Annotated in this window: 18 protein-coding genes; 9 read left to right on the top strand and 9 right to left on the bottom strand. The window is 57.2% G+C overall.

Translation table 11 applies throughout. The features are described 5' to 3' along the window. Positions 1-1,094 precede the first annotated feature (1,094 nt). The 3 genes from M5R41_17035 to M5R41_17025 form a co-directional block, all read right to left on the bottom strand. Positions 1,095-2,243: a T9SS type A sorting domain-containing protein gene (locus M5R41_17035; protein ID MCZ7558109.1), complete on the bottom strand. Its 1,149-nt coding sequence runs from the start codon at positions 2,241-2,243 to the stop codon at positions 1,095-1,097. Between the two features lie 118 nt (positions 2,244-2,361). Continuing rightward, positions 2,362-3,063: a response regulator transcription factor gene (locus tag M5R41_17030; GenBank protein MCZ7558108.1), complete on the bottom strand. Its 702-nt coding sequence runs from the start codon at positions 3,061-3,063 to the stop codon at positions 2,362-2,364. Then, positions 3,060-4,079, bottom strand: a complete 1,020-nt coding sequence (locus tag M5R41_17025; protein MCZ7558107.1) for a histidine kinase — start codon at positions 4,077-4,079, stop codon at positions 3,060-3,062. The genes M5R41_17030 and M5R41_17025 overlap by 4 nt, the downstream gene beginning before the upstream one ends. Positions 4,080-4,506: 427 nt before the next feature. On the opposite strand from M5R41_17025, the gene M5R41_17020 reads away from it, so the two are divergent. From M5R41_17020 to M5R41_17005, 4 genes are all read left to right on the top strand, one after another. Beyond that, positions 4,507-5,592 carry a hypothetical protein gene (locus M5R41_17020; protein ID MCZ7558106.1) on the top strand — a complete coding sequence of 362 codons (1,086 nt, stop codon included), beginning with the start codon at positions 4,507-4,509 and terminating at the stop codon, positions 5,590-5,592. Positions 5,593-5,639: 47 nt separating this feature from the next. Then, positions 5,640-8,282: a TonB-dependent receptor gene (locus M5R41_17015; GenBank protein ID MCZ7558105.1), complete on the top strand. Its 2,643-nt coding sequence runs from the start codon at positions 5,640-5,642 to the stop codon at positions 8,280-8,282. Between the two features lie 141 nt (positions 8,283-8,423). Continuing rightward, complete coding sequence (locus tag M5R41_17010) at positions 8,424-9,848, top strand: MFS transporter (GenBank protein MCZ7558104.1); 1,425 nt, start codon at positions 8,424-8,426, stop codon at positions 9,846-9,848. Between the two features lie 123 nt (positions 9,849-9,971). Then, entirely contained in the window at positions 9,972-11,852 is a 1,881-nt protein-coding gene (locus tag M5R41_17005; GenBank protein ID MCZ7558103.1) for a mechanosensitive ion channel family protein, read from the top strand. A 288-nt stretch (positions 11,853-12,140) separates the two neighbouring features. Here M5R41_17005 and M5R41_17000 read toward each other — a convergent pair whose 3' ends face one another. Genes M5R41_17000 through M5R41_16975 form a run of 6 tightly spaced genes read right to left on the bottom strand, consistent with a single transcriptional unit; the run spans position 12,141 to position 20,067 of the window. Beyond that, positions 12,141-12,902 carry an ABC transporter permease gene (locus tag M5R41_17000; GenBank protein ID MCZ7558102.1) on the bottom strand — a complete coding sequence of 254 codons (762 nt, stop codon included), beginning with the start codon at positions 12,900-12,902 and terminating at the stop codon, positions 12,141-12,143. After that, the gene (locus M5R41_16995) at positions 12,881-13,537 is read right to left on the bottom strand and encodes an ABC transporter ATP-binding protein (protein ID MCZ7558101.1); all 657 of its coding nucleotides are present in this window, start codon (positions 13,535-13,537) and stop codon (positions 12,881-12,883) included. The genes M5R41_17000 and M5R41_16995 overlap by 22 nt, the downstream gene beginning before the upstream one ends. Further along, a complete protein-coding gene (locus M5R41_16990) occupies positions 13,534-14,379 on the bottom strand; it encodes an SDR family NAD(P)-dependent oxidoreductase (protein ID MCZ7558100.1) in 846 nt (281 codons plus the stop codon). Before M5R41_16990 ends, M5R41_16995 begins: the two co-directional genes overlap by 4 nt. Beyond that, positions 14,361-17,672 (bottom strand): acyl-CoA dehydratase activase-related protein, encoded by a 3,312-nt coding sequence (locus tag M5R41_16985; protein ID MCZ7558099.1) that lies wholly within the window; start codon positions 17,670-17,672, stop codon positions 14,361-14,363. Before M5R41_16985 ends, M5R41_16990 begins: the two co-directional genes overlap by 19 nt. Beyond that, positions 17,669-19,396, bottom strand: coding sequence for an activator of (R)-2-hydroxyglutaryl-CoA dehydratase (locus M5R41_16980; protein ID MCZ7558098.1), 1,728 nt, complete (start codon positions 19,394-19,396; stop codon positions 17,669-17,671). Before M5R41_16980 ends, M5R41_16985 begins: the two co-directional genes overlap by 4 nt. Further along, the gene (locus tag M5R41_16975; GenBank protein ID MCZ7558097.1) at positions 19,393-20,067 is read right to left on the bottom strand and encodes a hypothetical protein; all 675 of its coding nucleotides are present in this window, start codon (positions 20,065-20,067) and stop codon (positions 19,393-19,395) included. The genes M5R41_16980 and M5R41_16975 overlap by 4 nt, the downstream gene beginning before the upstream one ends. Positions 20,068-20,426: 359 nt before the next feature. On the opposite strand from M5R41_16975, the gene M5R41_16970 reads away from it, so the two are divergent. The 5 genes from M5R41_16970 to M5R41_16950 all read left to right on the top strand — a co-directional run bounded on the left by M5R41_16970 (position 20,427) and on the right by M5R41_16950 (position 25,773). After that, a complete protein-coding gene (locus M5R41_16970) occupies positions 20,427-21,194 on the top strand; it encodes a L,D-transpeptidase family protein (GenBank protein MCZ7558096.1) in 768 nt (255 codons plus the stop codon). 112 nt (positions 21,195-21,306) lie between these two features. Then, positions 21,307-22,047, top strand: coding sequence for a hypothetical protein (locus tag M5R41_16965; protein ID MCZ7558095.1), 741 nt, complete (start codon positions 21,307-21,309; stop codon positions 22,045-22,047). A gap of 421 nt (positions 22,048-22,468) precedes the next feature. Further along, positions 22,469-22,885 carry a hypothetical protein gene (locus M5R41_16960; protein ID MCZ7558094.1) on the top strand — a complete coding sequence of 139 codons (417 nt, stop codon included), beginning with the start codon at positions 22,469-22,471 and terminating at the stop codon, positions 22,883-22,885. An 88-nt stretch (positions 22,886-22,973) separates the two neighbouring features. After that, positions 22,974-24,239 carry a TolC family protein gene (locus M5R41_16955; protein MCZ7558093.1) on the top strand — a complete coding sequence of 422 codons (1,266 nt, stop codon included), beginning with the start codon at positions 22,974-22,976 and terminating at the stop codon, positions 24,237-24,239. A gap of 19 nt (positions 24,240-24,258) precedes the next feature. After that, positions 24,259-25,773, top strand: a complete 1,515-nt coding sequence (locus M5R41_16950) for an efflux RND transporter periplasmic adaptor subunit (protein MCZ7558092.1) — start codon at positions 24,259-24,261, stop codon at positions 25,771-25,773. Positions 25,774-25,797: the final 24 nt, after the last annotated feature.

The raw sequence follows: 25,797 nt of genomic DNA, 5'->3' as shown, positions 1-25,797 counted from the left end.
CGCTGTGGATATTCGAGGGGTAACGAATGTATCCTGAATGCATAACGCCATATCTGTATACCTACGGTCTGCATTTTCTATTCAGAGCAGATACACCATCCTTGTACACCTGAGTCAGCGTACCGACGCGCAGGTTTTCGCGGACGGTGTTTGACAGTAACACTCGCTTGGAATTCCCCGGTGAATTTGACATTTTCGAGATATCGGGATCTCCATAAACGATTCGCTTTTTGGATGTATCGCGCTCCAACTGCTTCCCTCGTATTGCGTGACGTCTCCTCAAATCATTTGAAACTCTGGCAGTGATTATCCTCTCAATTCTCCGAGGCGATACAATGATACAGCGTCGATGTGTTCCCGTTATAAGCCTCCTCCTCTGCTGTACAATGATACTGGCCAGCTGTGCCACGATACCACGTGAATCACAGAGCGAGGTTCTGCGATACCCTTGCAAAGAACGTGATGAGTTACTCGCTGCGATGCCTTCGGAGCAATCGGGAAACGAATTGCGCCGACAGGATCTACATCACAGGGTCGAAGCACTGGAAAGTGCGTGTGTCTCATTCCAACAACGAGTAGACAGCTGTATGCGTGTACACGGGATGTCGCAAGCCGTCGCCGAGCGGACTGCAGCCCGTCAAACAATACCCTATGTTATGAATGAGAATTTCAAAGCACCAGAACGCAGCATTGAGATGCCCTGGGGCTGGATCATCGGCGGGACGATTCTCCTAAGCGCTGTGCTTATTGCGTCCGCACTGTATATAAAAGCAGAACTGGAAACTTTACGGTTGTGATACGCCAATAACCTCCGCTGCGACTTTCCAGGTACATCGACTGTTGGCATCTCTCATGTTCTTGCTCGGCAAAATCTGTCGCGTCGCTCCCATTACATGCCTACCGTCAGTTGCTCCCTGCATACCGTAGGCCGTCCGATGGCGGCAATGAATAGTCTTCCTGGCAATGGATCAGAAGTAAAATAGTGAGGGTGCCCACGCGGCATGGCACTTTTGCTGCACAAACCCCATATACGACACGATGGCCGCCCGGGTTAACCCCGCGCGGCCATCGTCGTGGATGGAGCGAAATGTGCGCTAGCGGACCAGCAGCATCACTCCTCTGTGGATGAGCATTCCTGACTCAAGTCTGTACACATACATGCCCGCAGGCAGGTCGCCACCGGTAAATGGTATTTCATGTTTTCCGGCTCTGCCGTTGGACACATTCTCGATTCGCCTGACTTCCCGTCCTGTCATATCCGTTATGACGAGCGTGACCTCCCGAGGTGTATCGAGAGTAATGACTATCGTGGTTCCATGTGTAAAGGGATTGGGGAAATTTTTCCCGAGAACGACCTGCGAAGGTGGAGACTCCGCTTCAATGCGCAGCACATCGGAATACGATGTGCTTCCGTCGTAATCGATCTGGCGAATGCGATATTCGATGGGACCAGACACACGATGACCTGTATCGTCAAACGAGTAGAACCGTGTAAGCGAAGTCGTTCCCGAACCCGGGACGAATCCGATGTCCATCCACGTTCGGTCATTGTCGCGCCGTTCCACCATCCATCCGTAGTTGTTGGTTTCCGTCGCAGTACTCCAGTGCAGGCGAAGCACATCAGATCTGGGCTCCGCTCTGAAGAACAGAAGCTCGACCGGAATGATACCCGGATGTTCGACGATGTAATAGATCGAGTTGGAAGTGCTGATGTCATTCCACTGGCCAGCGGTTCCGAGCGGCCAGTTGGTAAGCGCCAGGGCGAGGCCGTCCTGGCCGGTGCCGAAATTGTCTGGTTCGTTTCCCCAGTTGGTATAGAGCGAATTCACGGGTCCCCCGCCGTTTGCGGCGGAGAGACCCTGCCAGAACTGCGTTCCACTCCCGGTATTCGCACCATCCCAGATCCAGCTGCCTTCGGTCTGAATGTCATTCCCCCCGAGCCACACGTATGCGGCCCCGCCGCCGTCTGGTGCGATCGTTCTCGAAGTCACAATTGATGCGTTTACGAGCAGTTGGGTGAACAGAGCGTTCTGCTCAGCCGCGCTGTTGATCTCCGCTAACATGCCTCCCCGCTGTACGGCGCAGGCGGCGGCTTGCGCCCAGTTGGCGTTTTCCTTCACCACTTCGTAGGATTTGCTGTCGTAAATGAAGTGATACACTGTGGAAGAGGAGCCGCACTGCGCAGTGACTCGTAACGGCAGAAAGAGCGCGCAGAAAAGAAGTACGGTGAGACAAGGTTTCATATATACTCCGGATGTTTAAACAGGTGCATCAACAGGGTCACCGGTAGCAGGTATTCACGTCGTCGGGCCGCTCTGAAGAGCCGGGATCCTCCGTCGGAGGTATATCACATCATCCGTCTTACCCAATACGGAATCGTTCCACGAAATGGCGAACCGCGTCGCGATAGGTTTTTCCAACCGGAATGACAGCATCGCCCACACGGATTACGTTATTCTCCACTTTTGATACATTGGGGATACTCACGATGTATGATTTGTGGACACGCAGAAAACCCAGTCGGGCAATACGCATTTCAATTTCGCGCAGACTTTCACGAACGAGATACTCCTTGGTCACGGTACGTACTATGGCGTATTCGCTTAACGACTTGATATATAACACATCCCTGCCGGCGATGCGCAGATCACCCTGCTCCGTATGAATGAAGAGCGTATCGCCTCCGTCTATCACCTTGCTGGACGGGGCAAGCAGTACTTCCGCTTTATGCACCGCGTTCAGAAAACGTTCGAAGGAAAATGGTTTCACAAGGTAATCAACAGCATCAACAGTGTAGCTCTCCACCGCGTATTGCTCGAACGCTGTTGTGAAGATTACCAGCGGAGGGCGGTGCAGCGAACGAAGCATCTCCATTCCTGTGATATCCGGAAGCTGTATATCCAGAAACAGAATATCAACGGTTTCCTGCCGTAGCACCGCTAAGGCATCCGTTGCGGTAAGACAGCGTGCCTTGAGCTGAAGCCAGGGAAGGCGTTCGACGTAGGTCTGAACGACATCGAGTGCGAGCACTTCATCATCGACGGCGATGCAGGTGAATTTCACGCCAACCTCAGTTGCAGGACAACAACGTACTTCTGCGGTGTGGAATCAATGTGCAATTCGAATCGACCGGGGTACAGCAATTCCAGGCGTCTCCTGACATTCTGCAGGCCGATGCCGCTCGTACTTTCCCGGCTCCCTTCCGAAGGCGTATTCTCGACAGTGAAGACCAGCCGGTGCTCATCCACGGAGAGGGTGATATTCACCGACGTATCAGGAGAGTACAGATCGCCATGTTTGAACGCATTCTCCGCAAGCGGCAACAACAGCATGGGATGCAGACGTACTCCGCGCACATCCCCGAACACCTCGAAACTGATGCGTTCGTCTTCAGGATACCGCAGGCGCTTGAGATCGATAAAGCTGCAAAGCTGTGTCACCTCGTTTTCCAGATCTACTTCATCCTTTTCGATACTTCTGAGCACCGAGCGCATCAGTTCCGACAAACGCAGCATCGCTGCCGGCGCCTCGGCCGGACGATGAACGGTGAGCGAGTAAATGTTATTCAGTGTGTTGAAAAGGAAGTGCGGGCTAAGCTGTTGTCGAAGCAGGGCGAGTTCGGCCTGCTCCTTTTCCTTTCTGAGTTCCTCGCGCATTTTCTGCATGCGAAACCAGTCCGCCGAAAACCTTGCCCCGGTGCTGATGAGAAGAAAAAACAGGACTTCAAACGCCAGATACGGGATGACGGAAAGACGCTCATTCATGAACATGCTTCCCGTCTCGAGATACCAGTCGAGGAACAGAGCGTGCAGCAGAAAAGCCCCCACCATTGCCATCTGAAGAAGCAGAACCGCAAGAATGAAGAGAACATAGCGCTTCGCCGCCAACAGCTTCGGCGTCAGGAGGAGGTAGTTCGTGTAGAATCCAATCGACATCACCAGGTAAAACGTCGCCGTCTTCACTCCCAGTGCGAACAGCCCGAATTGTGCGACGTACTGCGACGGATAGGTCAGCAGCACGTTGATCACAAAAAACACCCACGCGAAGATATGGAGTGAGATGATTTGGGCACGTTTCATGTGACAATAGTACGTGGTGAGGGAGAAGTCTGCAAGGGAAATGCAGGGAACACAGGATTATCTGCTGTGAATAAGCGATGTGAGAACACGAAAGATACCCCTTGAACCCGGGTTTGCTGCCGAAACGGAATCAGGAAGCCGTTCTTCCGAATAACTTCACGCCCGTATCGCCGCAAGACAGAGTTGCCCTGCCGCAGAGTGTCTGACATCCCAGAGCGCACCATACCTCGTCACGACCTGCTCAAAGCGGCCGGGACGTTTACATCGGATTCCCCGGCGTCGTTCGGCTATCCATTACCCCCGTCGGTGAATTCTTAACAACTCCATGATATTCTCGTGACAGGCGGCCGGACGGCCCTGGGTATTTTTTCTGCGTACTTCCATGCGTACCGACGCAATGCACGTTATCAGCAGAATGGATATCCTCATGACCAGCATCATCACGGTGGAAAGCGATAAGGACCTGCGGCGCTTTACAGACCTGCAATACCAGCTGTACAGCCACCGCTCCCCCGCCCAGCCATTGCCGGGATATGAGCTTCGACGCCTGCTTGACGTACAGCGCAATCCGGCCTTCCAGGGCCGTGCATTGCACCTCCTGCTCGCGCTGCGCGAGGGCGAGGCGGTTGGCCGCTGCTCGCTGCTTCCTTCACGCGAAGCGGGCGGCACCGCAATATTCGGCTTTTTTGAGTGCATCAACGATACAAACACAGCGGCGGCGCTGCTGAGGCGAGCGGAGGAACTGTGTCTGGAGTATGGCGCATCCGCATTGCACGGTCCATTCAGTCCGACGCGTTCCGGTATCACCGGTGTGCAACTCGACCATTTCGGTGAGAAAAATCTGTTGAATGAGGCCTGCTCGCCGCCGTATTACGCCCGGTTGCTGGAAGCGGCGGGTTACCACATCGAACGACGCGGACGGACGTGGCGAAATCTCTCACTGCAACGCAGTGCCGAAACGCTCACGACATCCTTGCCCGACCGCAGCTCACGCTACAATATCCGCCAGGTCGGCCTGCGCGACCTGGCAGCAGGAATCGAAGACCTCGCCGATATTTTCGAGGCGGCCTTCAGTCAGGGCTGGGGCCGGGAGCCCATGTCGCCGGACGAATACTTCTATAACGCGAAGTTTCTGCTCCCGGCGTTCAGGCCGGAGAGCTTCTCCCTTGTCTGCGACGGCCTCCGTCCGGTAGGTGCGCTGCTCTGCTTCCCCGATATCAACCCGGCGCTTCGCCGCTTCGGGCGATGGGGACGTGTGCCGGCGACCGTTGCCGCAGCGCTGTACGCCCGCATATCGCGCACTCTGATTACCTTCGCCATCGGCATCCATCCGGAGTATCAGAACTCCGCGGCCTCCCTCCTGCTGTCGAAGCATCTCGCGCAAACAGCGGGCCGCTACAGGGAAATGTACTCGACATGGATTACCGAGGGAAATACCGCATCGGAGAGAATGGCTCTGCGTTTCGGCCTGTCTCCGTGGAAAAGCTTCGCTGTCTACAGGAAAGACTTGTAACGATATATGGACACCAACAGCCATTCCACACTTCATCGGAGTTTGCTATGAAACGACTATCCATCCTTCTCACAGCGCTGCTGCTCGCCGGATTGCTGGTCCCGCTGCATGCGCAAAATGGCATCGTGCAGGGTACTGTCACCGACGCGGTGACAGGTAACACGCTGCCCGGAGTACACATCCGTCTGTTCGACCCGGGCGACAACAGCTTCGCCGCCGGCGCCTACAGCGCTACCGATGGCAGCTTCCGGATCACTACGCTCGCCGATGGCGAGTATTCCATGATCACCTCCTTCCTGGGCAGCCGTAGCGATACACGCACGATACGCGTTCGCGCCGGCCAGCCGACTGACCTCAGCATCGCACTGGAAGAAGAAGTGCTGAACATGGGCGAGGTGATTGTCAGCGCCTCACGACGCAAGGAGAAAATGCTCGATGCTCCGGCATCGGTGGCGGTTATCTCGTCACGCGACATCACAGCACGAAACAGCACATCGCCTATGGATCACGTGGAGGGTGTGCAGGGGGTAGATGTGGCGCAGAAAGGTGTCATGCAGCGTGAGTACATCGCCCGCGGATTGAACAACGTTTTCAACGGCTCCATGCGCACGCTGGTCGACAACAGGATCACCAACCTTCCATCGCTCAGAGCCAATGTCTCCTACCTGCAAAGTCTCAGCGACGCGGACATCGATCGCATCGAAGTCGTGCTCGGTCCCGGCTCGGCGCTCTACGGCCCGAATGTGACCAATGGTGTGATGAACATCATTACAAAGTCGCCGTTTGCATCGCGCGGCACGGAGTTGTCCTTCATGGGCGGAAGCCAATCCCTGATGTCCGCCTCGGGGAGGCATGCCGGCACGCTCGGAAGCGATTTTGGCTACAGGGTATCCGCCGGCTATATGCGCGCCGAGGATTGGCAGTTTACCGACGCTCGCGAGCCCTATCCCGACGACCGCACATCGGAGCGTTACTCCGTCGATGCGCGACTGGATTACAACATCGGCACAGCCAGTACACTTACACTCAACACGGGACACAGCAACGCCGTGCGAGGATTGGATCTCACCGACAACGGCGCCGTCATGGCGCAGAATTTCAGCTATTCGCATGTGCAAAGCCGTTTTACAAGCGGCAACCTCTTCGCGCAGGTGTACCTCAACATGAACGACGCCGGCGACACGTATCTGCTGCGCGGTAATCAGAAAATCGTAGACAACTCGAAAAAAATCGTGGCGGAAGTGCAGCACGCGGGCGTCATCGCCGACTGGCAGCGTTTCACCTATGGTGTCGAGATGTTCCTCACGCGCCCCGAAACCGACGGCACCATCATGGGCAGGAATGAAAACAAGGACGACGTCAACGAGTTCGGGGCCTACGTGCAATCCGACACACGCCTTTCAGGGGATATGCTCACTCTGCTGCTGGCCGGACGCTTCGATTATCACAGCGCACTGGAAGATCCTGTATTCTCACCAAGGGCCGGCCTGCGTTTCTCGCCGACGGAGAACCACAGTTTCCGCGTCACCTACAACCGTGCATTTCTCACACCCGCTATCAGCGATCTCTTCCTGGATATGTCCATTACCGACGATGTATTCGGTCTCGGCTTGCCTCCGCTGATGTATGGCCTTCGTAACGTGGGCGTACCCGAGACGGGGTATACGTTTGCACGGAACGACGGCGACCTCGTGTTTCACTCGAAGCTCAATCCCGATCCGTTGATGGGCCTGGGCGTGGGACAGGCCTCCGCATACTGGGACGCTGTCGTTCAGGCCGTCTCGCTCTCACCGGATATGCCCGAGGAAGCACGCCAATTGTTGCAGATGCTCCCCGCACCGGACGCCTCGCAGGTCGGGGGCGCACTTGCCCTGCTGAACATCGAAACGGAGGGTTTTGATCTGATCAGCCCTTCACAGGTACGGGACATCGCACGGCTCAAGCCCACTATGCTCAGCTCCTGGGAAATCGGCTACAAAGGAATGATCACCGAGAAGCTGCAGGCAGGTGTGGATGTATATCACTCGGCGTACGAGAACTTCGTCACCCCGGCCCGGGTTGCCACGCCCAACGTTTTCCTCGACGGCGAACAGACAGCCGCGTATCTCTTTGCTCAGGCGGCACCGATCGTCGGCGAAGAAGCCGCTCAGCAGTTTGCAGCACTCGTCGCGCAGGGCATGGCCCAGGTTCCGATCGGTACAGTCACGCCCGAGCAGGCGTCGGACAGAACAGAGCTGCTGATGATTCCGATCAACTACGGAAAGATCAACTACTGGGGTACGGACCTGCATTTCAGGGCCGGCCTGCTTCGCAATCTCCAGCTCAGCGGTACATACAGTTTTATCAACACCATCTATTTCGACGATGTGGACGGTATGGGTCCGCTCTCTCTCAACGTCCCGCAGCACAAGGCCTCGCTCTCCGTGCAGTATACCGAACCCTCCAGCGGCATACAGGGTACGGCGCGCTATCGCTTTGTGGACGGCCATCGGATCAAGTCCGGTGTGTATGAAGGAAGGATCAGCCCGTACGGATTGATTGACCTCGGAATGCAGATTCCGCTGCCGCTGCCGCTTCGACCCGATTTCGTGGTTTCGGTGAAAAATCTGCTTGACCACAGGCATGTCGAGTTCATCGGCGGGGCGGAAGTGGGCAGACTGCTCAGCGGACGCGTGCAGCTTCGATTCTGATGTATGAAGGTCCTCCTCCGGCGGCCATGTCGCTGCAGCCACATCATGCTTCCACGCTGTGCTGCGGTGCATGGTCTGCCGGTGGCGGGACCTGGAAACCCACTTCGTGCATGACATCCGGCAAAGGTAAGGAGCGATACGATGAGTGCGGTTAATGCTCTTCGAAGAGGAAGCATCTTTCGACTTGGACGGGAGTCCGTCGGATGGTGTGTGTACGATTTCGGCGCCGCTGTTTTCCCGACATCGGTTGTGACGGTGTTTTTCGGTCCCTTCATCACCGACATCGCCGAGGTGGCGGCGGGTGCCGAGGGAATGCTGCATCCATTCGGTATCGCCGTGCATCCCGGCGCATATTATCCGTATCTGATTTCCATCTCCGTCTTTCTTCAGATTTGCCTGCTGCCGCTGATCGGAGCGATAGCGGACTTCACCCGTCTGAAAAAACCGCTGCTTACAGTGAGCATGCTCGGAGGCGGTGCAAGCGTCATCGCGATGCTTGCCGTCGGCGCGTCCGACTACCTGCTTGGCGGAGCGCTCTTTCTCATCGGCAATATCTGCTTCGGAGCGTCGGATGTGCTGTACAACGCCTTCCTTCCGGACGTGTGCAGGCCGGAGGACAGAAACCGGATATCTTCCGCGGGCTGGGGACTGGGCTATCTCGGTGGCGGGATATTGCTTGTCTTTCAGTACGTCTTCTTCGCCGGCGCCGGAGATATGGGTATCGGCGAAATGGACGCTACGCGCATCGCTCTTGCCAGCTGCGGCATAATGGACGCTACGCGCATCGCTCTTGCCAGCTGCGGCATCTGGTGGCTGCTCTTCGGCGGTGGCGCATTGATGCTGCTCCCATCGCGCAGGACGCAGCGCAGGAGACCCGAGGGAGGGTTATTGCTCACTGCGGGCTTCAGAGAACTGAAAGGCACGCTCCGCAGTTTAGGAAAATACCCTCATACACTCCTCTTTCTTGTCGCTTTTCTCCTGTACAGCGACGGCATACAGACGGTTACGTCCATTTCGACTCAATTCGGACAGCAGGAAGTGGGATTGGGCATGCAGGATCTGGCGGAAATCATACTGATGGTGCAGTTTGTGGGTGTGCTCGGCGCCTGGTTGTTCGAGCGTCTGGCCCGCCGATGGGGAACGAAGCGCAGCATACTGTGTTCATTGATCGTGTACATACTCATCACGCTGTATGCCTACGGACCGCTGCAGAGTAAAGCGGATTTCTACATCATGGCTACCGTTACAGCGCTGGTGCTCGTCGGCAGTCAGGCATTGAGTCGCGCCGCTTTTTCGCGCATGATACCGCCGGGACACGAGGCGGAGTACTTCGGCATTTACGAAATCAGTGAGCGCGGCACGAGCTGGCTGAGTCCTTTGTTCTTCGGGCTCGCACTGCAGTACACCGGCAGCTACCGTCTTGCCGTGTTGTCTCTCTCCGCCTATTTCATCCTCGGTTTCGTGCTGCTGCTTCGCGTGAAGTTCGCACGCGCGGAGGAAGAGGCCCACAGCAACGATGCGGAGCTGGACCAGCTCTCCATCGTCCCTGACGGAAAGGCACTCTAGCTGTTTGGCATTATCGTCAATAAAAGGTCACCGGATCATCGTCCTCGCATTCCAGGGCACCCGCTGTGCGGCGTAGCAGGAAAACCCTATCTTTCCCTTATTCGCAACGATGAGTATGGAACGATGGTACAAAATACGGCACCACAACACTTTGACGGGTCAATTCATCATCGTGTCAAAGGGACGCTGTCGCGGGCTCTGCTTCTCATTTGGCTGTTGTTGCCTCTGTACCCGCCCATCGTACATGCTGAAACACCTTCTGAGGTTGACCGGCATTCGCCCCGCGCAACATTCCGCAGCTATTTGCTGCAAATGATCGAGTATTCCACTTCGGAAGATGAGGAGAGAAGCCTTCAGGCCATCAAAGCAGCCATCATGTGTCTGAATCTTGCCGGCATTCCCGCATCGTTGCGCGAGGGACAGGGAGTAGAGGCCGCGCGCGATCTTAAATTTTTTCTTGATCGCTACGAACTGGTAGACCTTGACGAAATACCGGATTCCTTCGACGACGATTATTTTGTCTGGCGCAAGCCAACGGCCAAAGCTGAAATTTCATTGTTTCGCACCGAGGACAGTCTGTGGCTGTTTTCGCGGCGCACCATTGAATCGCTGCCGCGACTGCTGGACCTCGTCCGCGGTCAGGCTGTGGTCGAGGGCGTTGATGTCAGTATCGACGCGGACGGTCTCGCCGGATGGATTCGCGAACGGGTATCGGCGCCGCTGCTTCGTCGGTCTGTGTATTTCGAAAATTGGCAATGGATTGCCATAATCCTTGTCGTCATTATCGGCTTGCTTGTCGAGCGCATCGTCATCACGGTGCTGAATAACTGGCTGTTGCGGTTGATAAGGCGTGGAGGCGGACAAAAGGATTTCAAGCTGGACAGACAGTTGATTCGGCCGATCGGAATTTTCGCCATGGCCCTGGTCTGGTCGCTGCTCTTGCCACAACTGGACTTGCCGCTGCAGGCAACGACGATACTGTTTTTCGCTACGCAAATGATGATAGCGGGCAGCGGTGTCTGGGCGGCGTATCGTCTCGTCGATCTCGCATCCGCGTATTTTGCCGAGCTGGCCAAGCGCACGGATTCGAAATTCGACGATTTGCTTGTTCCGATGATGCGGCGAGCAATGAAAATCATTGTCATCGCATTCGGCCTCCTGTTCATCGCCGATAATTTCGACATTGACATCACGAGTCTTCTCGCCGGTTTGGGTATTGGCGGTATTGCATTCGCGCTGGCGGCCAAGGATACAGTGGAGAATCTGTTCGGGTCTCTCACCGTCATGTTCGACAAACCGTTCGAGATCGGGGACTGGATCAAGGTGGGCGATCTGGAGGGCACAGTGGAGGATGTGGGATTTCGCTCGACGCGCATTCGCACATTTTACAATTCTCAGATCACCATGCCCAACTCCCGGCTCGTCAGCATCCCTGTGGACAATATGGGACGCAGGCGGTATCGCCGTGTATCGACAAAGCTGGGAGTGCAGTACGACACCCCCCCGGAGACCATTGACGCATTTTGCGAAGGAATACGTGAGATCATCAGGCAGCATCCGTATACACGCAAGGATATGTACATGGTGTACTTCAACGAGTATGCGGATTTTTCCCTGAATATTCTTCTCTATGTTTTTCATGAAACACCGGATTGGCCGACGGAATTGCGCGAGCGGCACAGGTTGTTCACCGACATCCTTCGCCTGGCACAGAGGCTCGGCGTACAATTCGCCTTTCCGACGCAAACCATTCATCTTGCCGGCAACGAACAGTCGCGCACGCTCTCCCGGCATGATTACAGCGAAGACGAATCGTACCCGCGGTCACGATCAGCCGCTGATCGCGCATCGCTGACGGGCGATATGGTAGCCGACGCGGTTCTGTATGGCAGAGAGCAAGCGGAGAAACTGATTCGGGATATTTGGGGGGAGGGACAGCAACATGCGGTTTCCTTTGACGATCCCGGCAGCATGGGGCCGGGCGGCGGTGCCCGGAAAATATGACGCAGAGCGCGAGATTCTGACATCGTTTCCTCCCGTGATCGGGAGAATGAAGTCAGCGTTGGATTCACGGCACCAGTGGCGGTTCTTCCTCGTTCTCTGACACCGCAATCATAGAACGCGCCCTGTGCTTTCGGCGGGCTGTTCCTTGCTTCGGACCGTCCTAATCCCGTGATGTTGGTTCTTGCCGGCAACGTAGGCAGGCCGGTCGCAAGTTCTCTCCCATCTTTAATTCCTTTGTGTCGCTTTTCGGGATGCCGTCCTCTGACGACTGTTCCTCCATGCACACATTCACACAATCCGCATATTTCTGCGATAGATAAGCAGGGCGAGAAAGAGAAGAATCGAACCATACAGGAAACTCATTGCCATGGCGGCCAGCACCGATTCCTGCGTGAAGGCGCCTATCATGCTCGTTTGCGTCGGGAAATACGCAGGCAGTAGACGGATTATTTCCCTGTGTTCCGTCGCTGTGTAGTAGATGGGATTCTGCATCCAGACCGCATCGATATTGGCGATAAGCAGTACCGCCAGCACTCCCTCGATCTCATTGTGAAACAGCACCCCTATCAGCGCACCCAACGCCGCATACACGAAGCCGGCAAGCACAAAACCAGCGATCACCGCAGGCAGTCTGTCGGGCTGAAAAAAGAATAATAGCATCAAACCCACATAGCAGCCGAGCGGAAGCAGGGAAAGCAGCAGCGTCCCGACGCGGGACAACAGCACTTCCGACGTTCCGTAACCGCAGAGTATCAACCTGCGACTGCTGTCGTGATGCCGCTGCGTCAGCTTCAGCGCGATGAAGGCCGCAATGAGCGCAATTGCCCCGGTGCCGAAAAACAACAGCGATTCGTCGCGCTCGTTTACCATATACTCGCGCGCATCGGACACCATCCCGAACAGTACCGGTATATCACGTTCGGCTGATGTGACGTAAATCATCAGGTAGAAAATGAGCGGCATAGCGACCACCAATGCGAGAATATAGCGCGAACGCAGGATTTCCCGCGCCGTCATACGCACCCCTGTCAGTATTCTGTGGAAGAACATGTCAGTGCTCCGTGTGCAAGCGTGCACAGTGTGTTGAATTGCTTGTGATCGAATACGAGATGTGATACGATAAGAATCCCTTTGCCCGCCGCGCTCAACTCACCGGCAATGTCCCAGAAACGCAGGTAGGTTTCCCAGTCGAAACCCGCATACGGCTCGTCGAGAATCAGCAGTTGCGGATCGTGCAGTAACGCCAGGGCAAGATTCAGCTTCTGCTGTGTCCCTCCGCTCAGTGCGCGTACCTGCTGTCCGTTCGCGGGAAAAAGCTGGAGCATGTCCTTCAGCTCATCCGTGCGCCGTTTCAGTTCCGTAGCGGAACGCAACGACCTGCCATTTACGCGCGTGGCGTAGGCACAGGCATAGTAGCGGAAGTGCTCATCAACTGTGAGCTGGTCGAAGAGCTGCACCTGTTGCGGACAGTATCCCGTGCGCACTCCGCAGGATACCGTACCCGTGTCCGGCGGCAGCAGCCCCATGAGAATGCGCAGGAGCGTGGATTTTCCGGCACCGTTTTCCCCGCATATCCCGACGATGCTGCCCGCGCGTACTTCGAGACTGACATCGTGCAGTATGCGTCGCTTTCCGTAGGATTTACTTATGCCGTTTGCGGCAAGTAGAACGGTTCCTGGAGTCATGATACACCTCCGTGTGTCCGGGCCGGAGAGTAGTGGAGATCCTCCGCTTCACCGTCCTTCACCATGCCCATGCGGACTATGTGTTCGTACAGAGTTCGAGGAAGCAGCCGCGCAAGCTCAGCAAGTATAGCCAGCCAACGCGGGAAGGAAATGACGGCCTTTGCCTTCGCAACACCTCGAAGTATGCGTTCCGCCGCCTGCTCGGGTGTAAGCATACCGGGCATGCTGATCGCATTTTTTTCCGTCATCGCCGTGCGCATGAAACCCGGCCGCACGAGCACCACTCTGATTCCGCTCGAGCGCAGCAACACGCGGGCGCTGTCGGCCATTGCGCGCAAGGCGGCCTTGGCCGTCGAGTAACTGGCCGTGCCAGGGTAGCCCCGCGCATCGAGGAGACTGCTGATCAGCACAACGTCGCCACCCCCGCCCGCATGCATCAACGGCAGGCAGTGCTCCATGCAGCGCGCGATGCCGAGGACGTTGACGTTGAGAACCGCTTCCAGCACTTCGGCGCTGAAGCTCCGCTTCCATTCACTGTCGCCGATGGCCGCGCAGCAAATGAGCGCGTCGGGAGCCGGAGCGCTGATCTGCACTGCTTCGAAAGCGCTCCGCACGGATTCGCCGTCCCGCACATCGCACACAACGGGCTGTATACGTCCTCCGGCATTTCGAAGCGCGTCCGATGCCGCGGCAAGCACTTCGGCATTGACATCGAGCATGCTCACGGTCATTCCGGCCCGGGCACAGAGCTCGGACAGCGCTCTGCCGAGACCTTGCGCCGCGCCTGTGATGAGGACGTGGCGCCATGCCGGCATGGGCTGCGTCATTGCTGCTGCACACATACCGCCTCCTTTTGCTTCAATTGCGGGGGAAGAAAATTCCGCTTCCCACACCACTGTTTGAGAAAATGCTGTATCGTTTCAATGCGGATGTTCAGAGTATTCCGCGGTGTGTTTTCGTCGAGATCGAGAAAGGAGAAGAAGGGCTTGCCCGCCGCCTGAAAAATGTCACGGACCACGGAGTACGTCGGCGCGTCATGCCCGCATTTGAAATTGGACAGTTCCACGGCCAGCAGATTCGGATGACGCGCCGCATATTTTGCCGCCCACATTTTCCTGCTGCTGTTTTCACTGTACGGGTTCGGCCACACGTCACGCACCGACTGCTCATGGCCGCCAAACAAGCGCTCGAGTATCTCTTCGTCACGCGGGAGGGTCTCCGCCGTGAACAGCGGGAAGCCCATCCGATGCAGCGCTTCAAGGACCCCGTGGTTAAGACCGTTATCGGCGTGATACGGCCGCCCCAGCAGGACAAGTCCCACCTTCCGTTCCGCCTCCAGCGACTCCAGCGTCGCGCGGGCCCGGCTTCGTATCGTTCGCATCACCTGCTCCTGCAAGGCCCATGCGCGCTCCGCCGCCTGCCGGAAGCTGCCGCGCGAAAATGGGAGCAAGGTCTCGAAGCTGGAAGCCATGGTGGCGCTGAATGCTTTGAGCGACTCCATGGAAAGAAATGGGTGCAGATACCGTGCGCCCCGTCTGGCGAAATCATTTCCTTCGAGCATGTACGCGGCGTTGACCGCTTCTGGCATCACAGCGGTAACCGTGCATGTCATGCTGTCCACAGAATCGGCGATGGCACCTGGTAAACGTAGAATGGCGGGGAAGAATATCCATGATTCACCGCCGCATGCCTCGCCTTCCCGGAGCAGTTCCTCTATGTGGGCAAAGCAGATCTTTGCCGGAAAGCAAGGATCCATTGTCGCACGGGCAGTCCCCGTGCTGCTCATTCTTCGCGTCGTGCTTCTGGAAATGCGAATCTGATCCTCCCGGAATCCCAGCGCGAGAAACCATGCAATGAACAGCGGCGCATAGGAATAAAAATTCAGGACGCGGGGAATACCGATGCAGAGTCCGGGAGGAATGACTCCGTCTTCGGGCGCCGCATCGCTGTTTCCATACATCTGGCGCAATTCCTGCGCTATATACTTTGGCGAAAACACCATCTCCTCCATTTCGCGGGCAAAATTCGGTGCCTGAATGTTTCTCTCTTTTTCCTGCAACAGAATGCGCCTGGCTACCAGGGCATCGTCGGTGCGGCCGCGCTCACAGGGTGCGATGATGAGCGTTTCGCCACCGCACTCCCATCCGGCCTGCGCGGAGTGTACGCGTATGATCGTGCGGGCACAGCGGTTTGCGCAACCGCGGCATCGCGTACGCTCGGACTGCTCGGTTTCACAGTGCAAGGTCCCGAGCGCCTCGAAGCCGACCCAACCGCTGCCGCCGCTTCCCGCTGCCTCCGCCGCTGCAAGCATGGCACAACCAATGGCTCCCGCTTCCGCGGGATGCGGGTGCACATGAACGACCGGCTCCAGACCGCTGTAGCTGAATGCATCCTTGATGTATTGCACCTGCGCACGAACCGCTGCGAGATTGCGCTGCGTGCCACCTTGCAAAACATACACGCGCCCCGCCGACGGCAGATCGTAGATACGCGCGGAATACACCCAGATATTAACCGGAAGCACCTGCGTGACTCCGGCCATGATCTCACCCGCCGTGTACCCGGCGCGCATGAAATTGACGATATCCGACTGGAGAAAAATCGTACACCCCGCGCTGAATTCCGGAGCATATTCGACAGCAAGCGCCTCTTCCGCGAAGCGATAGATGCTGGTGTCAAAGCGGTCCGCGACGGTCTGCAGAAAGTATCCCGTCCCGGCAGAACATTGCGTGTTCAGACGGAAATCCGCCACGCTTCCCTCCCGCAGCAACATTACCTTGATGTCCTGACCGCCGACGTCGCATATCACATCCGCATCCGGGAAATACGCATGCGCTGCTTCCTTGTGCGCAATGGTCTCTACGACGGAAATGTCCGAGTGCAGCACAGCGGCAAGAACGTCTTTGGCGTATCCGGTCGTGCCGACAGACAGAATTTCCAGTCCCGCTCCCTGTTCCTCAACGCTCTCGCGCAACCGGAACAACATGCGCCGGGCATCCTCGATGGGATCGTGTGTCGCAAATGAGAAATCCTTCCGCAGCACCTGCATGCTCTCGTCAAGAAGCACGCCCTTGATGGATGTGGAACCGCAGTCAATTCCGAGATGCACGCGGACAACCGCCTGCCGCGACAGGTCGGGCGCGTGGAACTCTTCGGGTGTGTAGCGTTGCGCGAAGTCGCGGTATTCCTTGTCCGATGCAAATGCAATACGGGATCGCAGCTTTCCGGTATCACGCATACTTGCACGCCGAAGCCGCTCTTCAATACTTTCCGTTTGCTCGTTACACTTGCCGAGCCGTTCCAGCTCCAGCACCGCGCCAATGGCGGGCAGAAAAAGCGCATAAGCCGGCACGAGCACAGCAGATTCGTTTTCGGCTGAGTACTCAATGCCACGTGCCCTCCAGAGGTCGCTTAGTCGGTGCTTCCAGCACTGCACGAGCGCTGGATAGTACAGATGCGGACCGCCGAGCAGCAGAACCTGCGGCAGCGGAGTGCGCCCTCGTGCAAGCGTCGCGAGATTCTGCTGCACGATCGCCTCGAAGAGAGCGCACACGAGTTCCTCGCGGGCAATACCGCTTTTCAGCAATCCGACGACATCGGTTTCGGCGAACACCCCGCATTTCGCGGCAATAGGATGTCGCGCTCCGGGCCGGTACGCAATGCCCGTAGCTTGCTCAGGAGTGAGATCCATACGCGCCATCATGCGATCGATCATGCTTCCCGTACCGGCCGCGCATTTTTCATTCATGACCGGCAGCATTCCGGTTTCGCCGTTGTCCAGAAGATCGATGCTCACCATTTTGGCGTCCTCCCCGCCCAGTTCGATGACGCTGCGTGCTTGCGGATGCAGAGTGCGCACCGCCCGCATCAGTGCGTTCACCTCCTGCACATACGGGAGATCTTCCTGTCCGGCCGCTTGCTGTGCCCCGGAACCGGTGACCGCGACAGGAGTATGCGGCGGTAAACTCAGGGCCGCATGGACATCGGCGAGAAGCTGTACGGCGGTATCGAGCTGCCGTGCGTGATGCCGTCTGTACCCGTTCCACAGCAGCACACGCGAGGCCGTGTCATACGCGACAACCTTTACGGTAATGCTGCCGATGTCTATGCCGATAAATACGGATTGCGCTTTCATCGTGTGGTACTCCTGCCTGATGGCGTTACGTGGCGCAGGGAAGCGAGTTCGCTCGCGGCGCGGCAGGCGTACACTCCCCGAGCCCGAAGGCGGAGCAATGCATGCGCGTCGCGGCTGTAATTATCGATGCGCTCCGACGCACGTGCATGGGATTCGCGCAGTGAGTTTCGTGCGGCGTCATTCTCCCGCTCTGCGCGTTCGCGCGCCGTATTGAGAACCATGAGCATGCGGCTCTGCGCGTTCGTGCTCCCCTCGCCGGATGTTTCAATCGACAGATACAGCGTGTCGGGATGATGCGCCCGCACCAGCGGTTGTACGCCGTCCGACATGCCGCTGGGCAAACATCCGAACGGCTTCAGGGACACAATCATATGCGCCCGTTTGCGCTGCGTGTAGTACAGGGTTTTCCCCACTTCCATGTGGCTTTCGCCGCCCAGCAATGCCGGATTGTAGTATTCCCCGGCGAGCCGGGCGAGTTCGTAGATGTCCGGCAGCGGATCAGGCACACCGCGGAACAGAAGCCGAATCGTATTGTATTTCGCGCGCACCAGCATTTCCGCTATACGCGGGAGCATCGACTTGGTACCCAGCAACAGCATGCGACCGACAAAACGTAAACCCGCCCGTATACCCTCACCGCGATTATGGCGGAGCTGTGTCTTTTGCAATCGAAGCTTCTGATCGGCTTCGAACAACAAATACAGTACCCAGGTCGTGACCGGCTCGACAACGACTTCGGCGCCGTGGCGTTCGAGAAAACTATGCGCGCGGAAGTTACCGTCGCCGAGCGTCGTCTGTGCCCAGAACTCCCCGATCAGTTTTACCGCCGGCCGCACGCGGAAAGGATCGATGCGCACACCGAGGAATTGTCTGCGTGCATGCAGGATCACACCAAAAAATCGGGCGTCCATCACCCAGGAGACGGCGCGTCCGATGATCTCCAACGGTGCCCGCAGCCACGACGGCAATCGTCGTTCCATCCATACGTTCAAGCGCGGCCTGTTACGCAGGCGCTCCTCTGCAAATCGAATGGACTCCTCCCATGCCCTGTCCGTAGCGCCCGGTTCACGCTCAAAGGGACGCGTGCGATTCGCGAGATCATTCAGGATGTCGCCAAGCATCACCGCGCTGAACAGATTGGTATAGAAATGCACATCGAAGGGCAACCCCTCGTCGCTGTTCCCCGTTCGGAGCGATACCGTATCGGAAAACGCGAACACCCTGAGACCGGAATAGCCGGCGTTGCGGAGAATATTGCGGTATTCCTGCTCGTACAGCCCCAGCCGGCACGGACCGCAGGACCGGGACGTCACGTACACGAAACTCCGGCAGATTTCTTCACGCGACAGGCCCTCCCGCTCCTTGTTCCGGAGGTAGGCGATCAAACTTCCGCCGGTGAAGTACAGCGGATTGCAGAATCCGTTATTTGCGTATTGACGACCCGTCTGATAATCCGCCAGCACCGGTGTGGGAAGTACACAGACCCGGAATCCCCTGCTCTCGAGCAATGCCTTGAACAGGCGCTCATGCGCGAACGTCAATCCTCCGAAGAGCAGCGTCACATGGTCCCGCTCGGACCTTGTGAACGGCGTTTGCAGGGGTTGACGATAATGCTCGCTCTTCACTTCCCGATGGCAACGCGCGGACGCCGGATGACTTCCATTCATGCCATCCACGCGTGGGAAGGCCGTGTCGGATCGGTATTCCATTTCCTGTGCTTTCATTGCTGCACCACATACACGAACAGCATGCCGCCGATAGCGGCGAAGGCGATGCCGGCGATTTTCTGAACTCCGAGCAGATGGCGCGGTTGCAGACGGCTTGTGTATTTTTCGACGAGCTTCATTCCGATCTGCATATACAGCGTGTTGCCGATACCGAAGCCGATTGCGTAGAGAACCGCGTCCAACGTATTTCCCGGTCTGACGCCGAATGCGTGCGCCTGCGTTGCCACAATCGCCAGTGCCGCAAGGAAGGTAGGACTGAAAATATTCGAGATATTGAGCCCCACGCCGAGCAGAAAGGGTGCCTTGCCGCGGGTTCGGGTATGCAACCTCCCTGTGTCAAACCCGCCGTTCGCATCGCGTGTGAGCGTCGGGGTCCTGCGAAGGAAAAGATAGAGTCCGTATCCGAGCAGAGCCGTAATGATAACCGCCTGCATGCCGATGACCAGAACGGGAAGGGAAGCCACCACGCTCTTGTAGGCATGAACGACGACACCGGCACCGAGTACCGCAAGCAATGCATACGCGGTATCCACAAGCATGGTCCCCCATGCGTACGGAACCGCGCGGCGAAATCCGCCCTGCATCGCGAGATTCATTCCGACAAGCACTATCCCTCCCGGAGGAAGGGCGAGAATGAATCCGATGAGTATTCCGGCAAAGAGTGACATGCTGCCTCCAGGGATGTATTCGGCCTCGTATCGCAGCGACGCTTTCTGTCGCTGATCTACCGTAAACTTCATCTTTCTCGCGCATCATAATGTCACGAGACTGTCAGAGTTTCGTCATTGAATGGACACCATCCCGGCTGACTGTTTCTGCAACGGCATATCTCCTGCCTGTGAACCACCGCAACAGCGTTGTGACTCCGGCGCACAGTACCGTGGCGAAATCCGTTCATATTGACCGATTATTGCATGGCATGGATTTTGCCTTGAATTCATCGGTACATTCTTGTATCATTTTCAGTATGTGGCGATTTGATCCCTATTGCGGCCACGAAAACAACAGCTAAAAAGGAGTCCCAGCGATGAACACCCTGCCCCGCCTTCTCATTTTCCTCCTTCTTCTGCCCGCCGCCCTCCCGCAGGCGCAGACGCTGATGCGGCGTCTCGAAACGCGGCACGACGCATACTGGACAGAAGCCTTCGGCGACAGCACCTGGAAGCGCGCCGATATCGGTTTCGTCATCATCAAACAGACAAGGATGCTGCACGTTGTCCGTCAGGATGGCAGCGGAGACACCCTCGCCTCTTTCCCCGTCTGCACGATGGGCTTCGAACCGGGCTTCAAGGCGCAGCAAGGCGACGGTATGACGCCGGACGGTATCTATTCTATCGTGCATCTCAATCCCGCCAGCCGCTACCATCTCTCCATGAAAATCAACTACCCCAACGCGGTGGACGACAAACGCCATGCGCGTTACATGCGCCTGACGCGGCAGAGCTGGTCACAGGGCGGCGACATTTTCATACACGGTCGTTGCGTTTCCATCGGCTGCGTCGCAATGACCGACAGCCTCATCGAAAAGCTCTACCTCCTTGCCGCGACGCGTCCGGCCGCCCGCAAGCGCATCCCTGTCCTCATCCTTCCCTTCGACAACGAGGCGCGCTATCAGCAGATGATCTTCGAAGCGGAGGAGGAATTCGGATCCACTGGTGCCGCCTCCCGCCTTCTGCTTCGCGCCCATTACGAGAACATGCGGAATGTATTGCTTCGCTCGCGTGCGACAGAACGCATCCCTTCCTACACGGCAACAGCGGACGGACTCTATAACATCAGACCCCTGCAGGAATAACCCTGCCCCGCGTAGCGACGGTACATGCAACGTCTCTGCGCAACATTTTTTCCCGTGGCGATTTGCTCCCTATTGCGGCCACTATTCATCAACAGCTAAAAAGGAGTGCATCATGTTCGAGCACACATTTCGCCCCAAACCCGACAAAGCCGATATCACCATGCACAACGCAACGACCATGTTTCAGGTCGGAGCGTATCGTGCGAGTCTTCCGCTGTTCGAGGAGCTTCTTCGGCTCGATCCCCTGGATTTTCGTGTGCGGTACTATCTGGCTTTGTCCTACTTCCGCGAAGGATGGTATGACTGTGCTACGGAAGTATACAATTCTCTTGCCGGAATAAACGATCCCGAAGCGCAACTCGCCTGCCAGCTGCTGAGCCGCGCGTTCCTGCTGCGGGAAGGCAATGCGCTGGACGACGTCCGCATGCTCACCATGGAAGAGGCCGTCGCAATTCGTGAGGAAATGAGGCTTTCTCCTTTACTTCCGCAGGCATTCGCGCAGATGGTCTGGTACGGAAGGAATGATCTCGGCGACCCGATCAGCATCGATCCTGCGATTATTCTCGGGCCGGGTAAACAGTTTCTCTGCGCTCTGCCGTGGGAGCAGACGCCCTACGAGCAGGTAGAGCGGTACGATTGGCTGCCGGTGTGGACCTGTTCACAGCAAGCATTCGACCGCCAGGTCGCGATGCACCTGTTTTTCCAGCGCGCTTTGCAATTCATGCGCGACGAATACCACCTCGACTGGCCGCCGGTGTACACGTTCGCGATCTTTCCTTCGCGGCAGCGTATGCTCCTGCTTCGACGGGTGTATCCCGATGCGCCGTTCACGGAGATCTTTGACGAAGTGTGAAAACTGTTATGGCGGAACATGCGTCCTTTCTCTTCGATTCGTGCGTCAGCGCTTCCGTTGGAGGCGCTGACGAAGCGTTGCCTCCACACAGACCGCGCTGACCTTCGCGAGGAGACTTCCTGCCTTTTGTAACAGTTTGGGGACGGCATACTGAGGAGCATGGATCCCGGACGACGGTCTCCTGAGCCGCTCCATCGAGCCACGGTCAATTTCCAGGGCGGAACCTCGTCCGTGAATGAGCCGAGAGCGACTTTGCGCCTTTCCGTTTCCACACAACGATAGTACTTCTGCTCTGTGAGCCGTCTTCCCGCGCCAAACCGTTGCGAAGAATTGCAAGTGTTCGTTGGATGCGAATCCGGAGATCGATTCATATACGATGCAATTCACTTGTCTGAATAAAATATCCTGCGTATTTTTTTTCATGCACAGTGCAAGCTTCAGTTTCAGGATACTCCGCCTTTTGCTCGCAGTCATCGTTCCCGTGATGGGTTTGATGGCGCAGCGGCATCACGCGCATCTGGAAACCGTTCATCACGAGCACGCATCGCATCCGCACGAGCATCCGCACGAGCACTCCGACGAACCCCACAGTCACGATCATCAGCCCGTCGATCTGTTCCTGCAGATGACCGCGACTGCGCTCACTCGTTCATCCGGCACTTCCGAAATACCCGACCATCCCGCGTATTGCGACACCTTTCTCCTGAATCTTCTGGCCGATACGCGCCCGGACCTCGTCCGGCAGATACTTCCCTTCCCGACTACCCCTCCCCAAAGCGCCGTGCGTGAGGAACTTCTACGCCGCGCTGCAAATCTTCCTCCTCCCGCCCTTACCTGATCAACCGGTCTCACCTTCCCACATAATCTACTGTCCGGGATTACACTTCCGGATCATTTCAGTGATGCTATTACGGAGGATTTCCGCAATGAATCAGCATATCCGGCTGTGCGCTTTCATACTACACTTTCTGATCCTGCCGGGGATCGCGACTTCTCAATCGGCCGACATACCGACAGCAATGACAATTCGCGATGCGGTTGACGTTGCGATGCGTGCGTCTTATGAGACGAGCCGCCAGGATGCCCTTCTCGACATAGCCCATGCCGAGCGAGAGCAGGCCGGCCTGTATGCGAATCCGGAAGCCGGCTTTTCCATAGAGCAACTACATCACAAGGGTGCCTCTCTGTCCGAGTGGACCCTGGCCGTAGATTATCCGTTTTTTTCCCTTCTGACCAGAGGGAAGCGCATCGGCGCGGCCGACTTCGCCGTGCGCGCGGCGGCCCATCGCCGTACTCGTAGTCTTGAAGCACTCGCATACAATGTTCGCGACGGTTTCATACGCCTGTGGGAGGCACGGGAAATGCAGAATTCGTTTCGCGAGATGGAGACGGTGTTGCGCTCCCTCGACCGCACGACAGCACGACGCTCCGGGGAGGGTGATATCTCCGCGTATGAGGAGCAGCGGCTCCGCACCGAGCTATCACGGCTGCGCTGGCGGCATACCGAAGCGTCCGCCTCTGTCCGCGAAGCGGAAACCGAACTCGCTCTGCTGATGGCATTACCCCTGAATGCCCTCGAAGCGCGTCGGCTCATGCTTCCGCAGGTCCTCAACGGCGCTCCTGAGCTCGCCGCGTTGCAAGCGACAGCGCTGGAGCGACGTGCTGATCTGCAAGCGTTGCGCGCCGAACAGGAAGAACTGCGCCGGCGAGGTGCGTGGATCGGGACACAGTGGATGGATAAGCTACGACTTGGAGGAGGCTATAAGAGGCAATCGGATGATTTCCGGGGACCGGTGTTTACGGTTTCGCTGCCGCTCGCGGTGTTTCACCGCGATCAGGGCAGCTCGCGAGCTATCGTGGCGGATGAAGCGCGTCTGCTTGCACAAATCCGGGAACTCGAACAGCGTATCGCTCTCGAAATACAGGGCGGTGTCGCGACCATTCGGGAACTACAGGATCAGGCCGCCGAGCTCCGCTTCCCAGACGAAGACGAAGCGGCCCGGTTTGTAACCGCCGCAACCACCGCGTACAGGGAGGGGGAATTTTCCCTTGTCGAATTTCTCGACGCAATACGCGCACATATCGACAACGCGGAACTGCGCTCCGCTGTGCGGGCATCCATGCTTCGCGCCGCCTTCAGGCTCGAATATGCGGCGGGTGGCTCCATTTTTAAGCTTCAGGAAACGAATTGATATGACAACGGAGATTCCCATGTACTTCAGATCGCTTTTTCTTGTTCTGCCGCTGCTGTGTTTCGCGGCATGCACAACACATACACATGATGATGACGATCACCACGCGCACGAAGAGTCGGTGGTCGTTACCCGATGGACGGACAGTCTGGAAATTTTCATCGAGTATCCCGTCCCGCACGGCCCCGCCGACATTGTCTTTCTCACGCATCTGACCAGGATTTCGGACTGGTCTCCGATTTCACAGGGCGAAGTCGCGCTGCTCGTCACCGGACCCGATGGCGGCACTGTCGAAACCGTGGTCTCCCGCGCGCATCGCCCCGGCATCTACTCCATCCGTCATCGCTTTGCCCGCGAGGGAGCGCATACAGTGCAACTCGTGTATCGCGATGCTGCATTCATCGACACCTGCGCACTGCCGGTTGTCCGTATTCAGAAGGAACATGCCCATGGGGAGGGAGAAGAACACCAGGCCGACGCGAGTGCGACGATCACGTTTCTGAAGGAGCAGCAATGGAACGATGACTTCTCCACCGAAGTGGCGGCCATGCATCCGGTAAATCCCTCTGTGTCCGTGAGCGGAGAGCTGCTCGCCCCGACGGGAAAAATGGTCGACATCGCCGCTCCTGTGAACGGCATCCTGCTCGTACGGCCGGGTTCCGAACTTCCCACACACGGAACCTGGGTCAATAAAGGCCGTGTGCTTGCCACGCTCTCACCTGATCCGGGCAATATAAGCGGTCTGGCGCAGGTGCGTGCAGAGTACCTGGATGCGGAAGCCGATTTTGAACGCGCCCAACGTCTGCATGCAGACGGTTCTGTTTCCGTGAAACGCCTCGAGACGGCGCGGCACCGCTACGATGCCGCACGCGCGGGGTATGACTTGTTGAAAAAATCCGCATCATGGGAAGCCGGCAGCGCCGACGCCACACTCCGTATTACTGCGCCCATCAGCGGCATCGTGGAACGGATCAACGTGCGTCCCGGCCAACATATCACTGCGGGACAACAATTATTCGTTCTCGCCGATCCCTCGCGGTTGGTGCTCAGCGCCCGTCTCCCGGCACCGCATGCGTCCGCTGCGGGCAACATTTCGGACGCGTGGTTCGAAGCCGAGGGATTTGATACACCCTATCGAGTCAGTGCTCTGAACGGACGCCTGCTGTCCACGGGCAAGGTCCTTGACCCGGCAACCCGAACCTTGTACGTGGCATTCGAATTCGACAATCCCGGAAAGGCGCTTTCCATTGGTCTGTACGCCGACACCCGCATCGAATTCGGCTCCGCACAGCCTGTACTTGCGGTTCCGCGCTCGGCGATCATCGATGAAGGCGACGGCGTGCATATCGTGTATGTGCAGAAAGAGGGCGAGGCCTTTGAGCGCAGGAGGGTCAAGCCCGGACGCTATGGCGAGGTCTATGTGGAGGTTCTTGACGGCCTTGACGCAGGAGAGCGTATCGTAAACAGAGGCGCTCAGTTGGTACGGCTTGCATCGCTTTCCGGCAGTGTGCCGGAACACGGTCATGCTCACTAGCTCATTCGCTCAAATACAGGTGTG

This window comes from Bacteroidia bacterium (assembly GCA_027493955.1).
Classification (GTDB): Bacteria; Bacteroidota; Ignavibacteria; order SZUA-365; family SZUA-365; genus JAOSJT01.
This window is presented reverse-complemented; position numbering and strand designations above follow the sequence as displayed.

Excerpts from the sequence above, each read along its gene's own strand:
- M5R41_17035 (MCZ7558109.1), bottom strand. The coding sequence starts at position 2,243 with ATGAAACCTTGTCTCACCGTACTTCTTTTCTGCGCGCTCTTTCTGCCG.
- M5R41_17025 (MCZ7558107.1), bottom strand. The coding sequence starts at position 4,079 with ATGAAACGTGCCCAAATCATCTCACTCCATATCTTCGCGTGGGTGTTT.
- M5R41_17020 (MCZ7558106.1), top strand. The coding sequence starts at position 4,507 with ATGACCAGCATCATCACGGTGGAAAGCGATAAGGACCTGCGGCGCTTT.
- M5R41_17015 (MCZ7558105.1), top strand. The coding sequence starts at position 5,640 with ATGAAACGACTATCCATCCTTCTCACAGCGCTGCTGCTCGCCGGATTG.
- M5R41_17010 (MCZ7558104.1), top strand. The coding sequence starts at position 8,424 with ATGAGTGCGGTTAATGCTCTTCGAAGAGGAAGCATCTTTCGACTTGGA.
- M5R41_17005 (MCZ7558103.1), top strand. The coding sequence starts at position 9,972 with ATGGTACAAAATACGGCACCACAACACTTTGACGGGTCAATTCATCAT.
- M5R41_17000 (MCZ7558102.1), bottom strand. The coding sequence starts at position 12,902 with ATGTTCTTCCACAGAATACTGACAGGGGTGCGTATGACGGCGCGGGAA.
- M5R41_16995 (MCZ7558101.1), bottom strand. The coding sequence starts at position 13,537 with ATGACTCCAGGAACCGTTCTACTTGCCGCAAACGGCATAAGTAAATCC.
- M5R41_16990 (MCZ7558100.1), bottom strand. The coding sequence starts at position 14,379 with ATGTGTGCAGCAGCAATGACGCAGCCCATGCCGGCATGGCGCCACGTC.
- M5R41_16985 (MCZ7558099.1), bottom strand. The coding sequence starts at position 17,672 with ATGAAAGCGCAATCCGTATTTATCGGCATAGACATCGGCAGCATTACC.
- M5R41_16980 (MCZ7558098.1), bottom strand. The coding sequence starts at position 19,396 with ATGAAAGCACAGGAAATGGAATACCGATCCGACACGGCCTTCCCACGC.
- M5R41_16975 (MCZ7558097.1), bottom strand. The coding sequence starts at position 20,067 with ATGTCACTCTTTGCCGGAATACTCATCGGATTCATTCTCGCCCTTCCT.
- M5R41_16970 (MCZ7558096.1), top strand. The coding sequence starts at position 20,427 with ATGAACACCCTGCCCCGCCTTCTCATTTTCCTCCTTCTTCTGCCCGCC.
- M5R41_16965 (MCZ7558095.1), top strand. The coding sequence starts at position 21,307 with ATGTTCGAGCACACATTTCGCCCCAAACCCGACAAAGCCGATATCACC.
- M5R41_16960 (MCZ7558094.1), top strand. The coding sequence starts at position 22,469 with ATGCACAGTGCAAGCTTCAGTTTCAGGATACTCCGCCTTTTGCTCGCA.
- M5R41_16955 (MCZ7558093.1), top strand. The coding sequence starts at position 22,974 with ATGAATCAGCATATCCGGCTGTGCGCTTTCATACTACACTTTCTGATC.
- M5R41_16950 (MCZ7558092.1), top strand. The coding sequence starts at position 24,259 with ATGTACTTCAGATCGCTTTTTCTTGTTCTGCCGCTGCTGTGTTTCGCG.